Origin of the sequence: Treponema sp., assembly GCF_045657965.1 — a bacterium.
Lineage (GTDB): Bacteria > Spirochaetota > Spirochaetia > Treponematales > Treponemataceae > Treponema_D.
The window spans coordinates 1-5,353 of the sequence record NZ_JAZOUG010000015.1; the positions used below are offsets into that span (position 1 = coordinate 1).

Here is a 5,353-nt window from a genome sequence, read left to right on the forward strand (position 1 = left end):
CAATCGAAGATGCTTCAAAAGCAGCTGATTTGGCTCACGCTCTTGTAAAGGGCGGTCTTCCGGCTTCAGAAGTTACATTCCGCACTGCATGTGCTGCAGAAGCAATCGAAGCTATGATTAAAGCAGAACCAGACATGCTCGTTGGTGCTGGTACTGTATTGAATGTTGAACAGGCAGAAAAAGCTGTAAAAGCAGGTGCTAAATTCATCGTAAGCCCGGGATACAACCCTGATGTAGTTGACTGGTGTATCAAAAACAATATTCCTACAATGCCTGGAATTTCTAACCCTTCAGAAATCACTGCTTGTATCAACAAGGGTGTCACACACTTAAAGCTCTTCCCTGCTGAGCGCAAGGGCGGATACAAAATCATCGACGACTTCGGTGGTCCTTTCCCACAGTGTACATTCATGCCTACAGGCGGCGTTACAACAGAAAATGTTTCTGAATATGCAAAACGCAAGAACATCCTCTGTATGGGCGGAACGTGGATGGTTAAAAAACCACTCATCGAAGGCTGCAAATGGGACGAAATCACACAGATCTGTAAAGATGCTGTAAAAGCAATGCACAACTTCCACATTGACCACATGGGTATCAATGCTAAAAACGAAAAGGAAGCTCTCGAAATTGCAAAACAGTTCGAACTCTTCGGATTCGCTTCAAAAATCGGTAACTCTTCAATCTTCGCTTCTGAACAGGTTGAAATCATGAAAGAAAACGGACGCGGAACATGCGGTCATATCTCAATGGTATGCAACAACGTAGAACGCGCTCTTGCTTTCCTTGAACCATACGGCTTCAAACCGGTTATGGAAACTGCAAAATGGATGGGCAAAGAAAACGCTTCTCCACTCAAGGTTGTTTACCTTGACAAAGAAGTAGGCGGATTTGCTATTCACTTGAAGAGAGCATAGCGACATCCTGTCGCGATAAGAATTTTCAGACCGCTTTGCAATCTGAAAATTCTTGCGTGATTAGTTTGCTTTTGTGCCGCATCCGTGCGGCATCTGCTGTAAAACCTCAGTCATGCTGTTTGTGACTGGGGTTTTTATATTTTAAAATTTAATCCATTTTTCGGATTTTATTGTCCAGAATTTCTCATCTGAACCTTCATTTATTTCTATTTCGGCAAGTTTTGCAGGACTGATTTTTTTTAATAACTTTATATCAGTTTCTATTTCAGAAAAAATTGGTGAAAATTCTTTCGGTGTTTTTGAAAATCTGCATAATTCAATCCGTCCGTTGATTTTATTTTGATTTACTTCTGCCTTTATGCTGATAAAAAAAATTCCTTTGTCAAAATCCAGTTTTTCTGGAATTAAACTTTGTATTTTATCGTTAAGGCTGATTGATTCGTCAAATTTTACATAAAAGGGATAAACAGGAACGGCAAAAACTTCTTTGTCTGCTTTACTGTTAATAATTGAGCACAATGAGTGCTGTATTTTATGGATAATGATAATCTGGTTTGGATTTGGAATTACTGCAATTTCTTTTTTCATTTTTTCGATTATAATGATAGTTAAATTTTGCGTTTTGTGATAGATTTTTAACTATGTATTTGAGAATAAAATCTTTTTTTATATTGATTGTTTCAGTTCTTTTTCTTTCATGTTCTTATAAATCAGCTTTTGTATTAGATATACCGGATTTCTATCCTTCTGAAATGATTGAACAGTCTGCAAATGGTGTCAGATTTTATGAATTTACAGCAGACCAGAAAGGTGCCGTTTCAAATTTTTTTGAAAAAAACGGAGATGCTTCTCTTTTAGTCCAGATAAATCCTGTAAAAATTAAAACATCAGAAAGTGATTCTGAAGGAAAATTATCATTCGGTTTTTTTTATAATTCATCAGCAAAATCTGATGAATATTTAAAAGTTCCTGTTGTAACAGATTCTCTGCAAAAATACGATGGAGCGTCCTTTGCACTTGCTTTCTGTTTTTCACGGGACAAAGGTGTCCCTTCCGGCTTTTTTATAAATACCCGTTCAAAAATCAAAATTGAATCTGCTCAAATTCTACGGGCTTTTGTAGGACATGATTTTTCAGGCTCACTTCCGGTTTTTGCTTTTGCTCCGAACGGTGGCTTTAATACCGGCAATGATGATTTCAGCGGTGCTTCGCAGGCTTTTAATTCCATTAATTCAAGGGAAACTTTAATGCCGACAGTCAGAATAAAGTTTTCAGAAAATTCCGGCACTCAGAAGATTGCTTTCGGCGGCGAAGTCTTTTCCATAAGGCGGACTGATTCATTAACGGAAATTCCTGCTGCAGCATTAAAAATTCCTTTTTCTCAGGTAACTTATCCTGATGAAGCTGAAAAGCCTGAGATTCTTTTTTTAATGGCTTCTGATTTGAATCTGCTTACTTTTACAAACGGCAAAAAAAATGTACTTACGCCTATAAAAGTTGATCCGGGGCTTATTATAAAATGGTCAAGAAACAACTGGCGTGGAACGGATTATGAACTTTTTGAGTGGGACCGCTTTCCGGGTGTTTTGTTTTTTGATATTTCTACTTATGATGTGCAGGATGATTTTTTCAGAAGGCTTGCCTTTTTTGTTGAAAAGGCAGGTTATAAAGGACGGCTTCTTACTGATTCTGAATTAAAGGGTAAACATGCTTACAATGCACATGATTATAAAGCAGCGGATCTGGCACGTTTTTTTGAAAAAGCGGGAACAGAAAATTTTCCGCTTAATGAAAAAGAACTTCTGCTTAAAGAAATTTTAGTAAAAAACGGTCTTTTAAAAATTAATTATGACGGCGGAATTGAAGCAGGTGAGGGAGCTGTTATTTCCATTTCTCAGGAATCTTCAATAGATTTGCGTACAACATTTGTTGCTCACGAAGGCTGGCACGGTATTTTTTTCATTGACGAAGATTTTAGAAATACGGTTGCTTCAATTTATTACACGATTGATTCAAGAACCCTTGCATATTTACGAAGATATTTTCAGGTTACTCCGAGTTTAAATTATGATGTAAACGATGATTATCTTATGAAAAATGAATTTATGGCATATATGATTCAGCGGCCTGTTTCTGCCACAGCAGGATATTTTGTTGAACTTGCAAAACGTCCTCATTCTCAGGAACTTGCAAAAAATGAAGCGGATTATATTATTCAGACGAACGGTTCTGGTTTTGAAAGTGCATCTGCTCTTCTTGATGAATATGTAAATGACCGGTGGAATTTAAATGCCGGCAGAGTCTGGTTAATCAGCAGATAGTGCTTTTAAATCAATGTTGAAGTGCTTTTCGGCACCGACTGATGTAAGCGGTCCGTGTCCCGGCATGATTGTAATTTCATCTCCTAAACTGAAAAGCTTTGTTCTGATTCCATTGCAAAGTCGGGTTTTTGTGTAGTTACATGAACTTGAACCGACTCTGCCTGCAAATATGACATCTCCGGTAAAAATAGTGTTTCCAATCTTATAAACGATTGAATCTGAGCTGTGACCTGGAACAGAAAAATATTCAATTTTAAGGCCGGCAACTTTAATGACACCGTCGCCTTGTATCAGATTTAAGTCACTTGAAACTTCTGTATCTGCTGCGTATGTCGAAATGTCATATATTTTTTTTAAGGTTTTTAAGCCTGATATATGACTTTTGTGTTTATGAGTAACTAAGGCCGCCTCAAGATTATATCCGCCGTCCTCTATCTGGGTGATTATATCTTTTGAAATCTGGCATGGATCTATAATTAACGCCTTTTTTGTCTCTTCATTGACTACGAGATACGAATTTGTAAGTGTGGAGAAATTCATGTGTAAGTAAATTTTCATAATGACGGCCCCTGCTGAACACCTCTCGGAACATTTAATTCTTCGAGACCTGTAAACAAAGCACTGCCACGTTTGTCAAAAATTGCTGCATTTGTATTTGACTGTCGGAATGAAATATTCTGCTGGGTAATTTCGTAAAAAACTGTTTCTTTTATGTTGCAGTTACGGAATGAAGTGTCAATTAACTGGGCATTTATGAAATATGAACTGTATAAATCAGAATCATCAAACGAAGACTGAAAAGAAGAAATCCCGCAGAAATTATTTTGAATCATATCACTGCCGGTAAAAAGAACATGACTGAATTTTGAGCCGGCAAATGATGTAAACTGCATATTACTTTCAAGAAGATTACAGTCGCTGAAAACAGAAAATTCAAATGTTGAAATACGGCTTCTAACACCCTTTGTCTGTAGTCCTGAAAAAAAGCAGTGAGAAAAATTGCATCCGTAAAATCTTTTGCCTGACAGGTCAATGTTTTTAAAAGTAATTCCACTTGCATTCAATCCGATAATTTTGTCATGTGAGGAAATATAATTATAAATTTTTTCCCGCAGCATTTCTTTGTCTGGTGAGTGATCAAAACAGAAATTTGCACTTTCAATAAGATTGCCGTTCTGATCGACATCTGATATAGCAAAGTGTGTGCAGTTTGGATTATTGCAGATACAGTTTGAATACATACGTTTATTTTAGCGCAAAAAAGTATCAAAAAAAAGTCATCATTGCATGATTTTAGAGAAAAGTTTAGAATATTTATATGAGTGTTGATTTTGCTTTTCTTGACAGTGGAACTGGTGGAATTCCTTATATGCTGAATCTCTATAAAAAGTTTCCGGAAGCAAAATGCGTCTATCTTGGAGATACACTCAACTTTCCGTATGGCGAAAAATCAAGCCGGGAAGTTACAGAATGTGCATCAGCTGCGATTCAAAATATTATAAATTTATGGTCTCCAAAGGCAATTGTCGTAGCCTGTAACACAATTTCAGTTACAGCCCTGTCTGATTTAAGAGAAAATTTTCCTGATTTACCGATAATCGGAACAGTTCCTGCCATAAAACTTGCTGCAAAAGTTACAAAAAATAAAAAAATTGGTCTGCTTGCCACTACGGCTACAGTAAATCATCCTTACTGTCAGAAATTAATTTCTGATTTTGCCAGTGACTGTGAAGTTTTTATGCGTGCAGATCCAAAGCTCATTGATTTTGTTGAAAAGCAGTATTTTAATTCAAATAAGGATGAACGCTTAAATGCTGTAAGTGAAGCCGCCGGTTATTTTAAAAATAAAGGCTGCGATACAGTAATTCTTGGCTGCACACATTTCACTCATATCGCACAGGAAATGAGAACTGCCTGTGGAAGCGGAATAACTGTAGTTGACAGTCGTGACGGTGTTGCAAATCAGGCAATACGAAAAATTCATAATGAATGTACTAAAGATAAAAATAATTCAGAACTTTCTGTTCAAAACCTAACATTTTTTGTAACCAAGGCAAATGAAAGTGAAGAAAAAGAATACCGGGAGCTTTGTAAAAATCTAAAAATTCCTTTCGG

General features: G+C 36.7%; 6 protein-coding genes. 3 read left to right on the plus strand and 3 right to left on the minus strand.

Translation table 11 applies throughout. The features are described 5' to 3' along the window. Nucleotides 1-2: 2 nt before the first annotated feature. Nucleotides 3-917: a bifunctional 4-hydroxy-2-oxoglutarate aldolase/2-dehydro-3-deoxy-phosphogluconate aldolase gene (eda, locus tag ACKI5B_RS00345; protein ID WP_407424965.1), complete on the plus strand. Its 915-nt coding sequence runs from the start codon at nt 3-5 to the stop codon at nt 915-917. Nucleotides 918-1,058: 141 nt separating this feature from the next. On the opposite strand, the gene ACKI5B_RS00350 is transcribed toward eda, so the two are convergent. After that, nucleotides 1,059-1,505, minus strand: coding sequence for a hypothetical protein (locus ACKI5B_RS00350; protein ID WP_407424966.1), 447 nt, complete (start codon nt 1,503-1,505; stop codon nt 1,059-1,061). 164 nt (nt 1,506-1,669) lie between these two features. On the opposite strand from ACKI5B_RS00350, the gene ACKI5B_RS00355 reads away from it, so the two are divergent. Next, nucleotides 1,670-3,238, plus strand: coding sequence for a hypothetical protein (locus ACKI5B_RS00355; RefSeq protein WP_407424967.1), 1,569 nt, complete (start codon nt 1,670-1,672; stop codon nt 3,236-3,238). On the opposite strand, the gene ACKI5B_RS00360 is transcribed toward ACKI5B_RS00355, so the two are convergent. Both ACKI5B_RS00360 and ACKI5B_RS00365 read right to left on the minus strand, forming a co-directional pair. Continuing rightward, nucleotides 3,224-3,796: an MBL fold metallo-hydrolase gene (locus ACKI5B_RS00360; RefSeq protein ID WP_407424968.1), complete on the minus strand. Its 573-nt coding sequence runs from the start codon at nt 3,794-3,796 to the stop codon at nt 3,224-3,226. The genes ACKI5B_RS00355 and ACKI5B_RS00360 overlap by 15 nt on opposite strands. Further along, on the minus strand, nt 3,793-4,479 hold the full coding sequence (locus tag ACKI5B_RS00365; protein ID WP_407424969.1) for a pentapeptide repeat-containing protein: 687 nt from the start codon (nt 4,477-4,479) through the stop codon (nt 3,793-3,795). The genes ACKI5B_RS00360 and ACKI5B_RS00365 overlap by 4 nt, the downstream gene beginning before the upstream one ends. A gap of 77 nt (nt 4,480-4,556) precedes the next feature. Here ACKI5B_RS00365 and murI point away from each other — a divergent pair. Further along, nucleotides 4,557-5,353, plus strand: a 797-nt coding sequence (gene murI, locus ACKI5B_RS00370; protein WP_407424970.1) for a glutamate racemase, incomplete at its 3' end; no start/stop codon positions are given.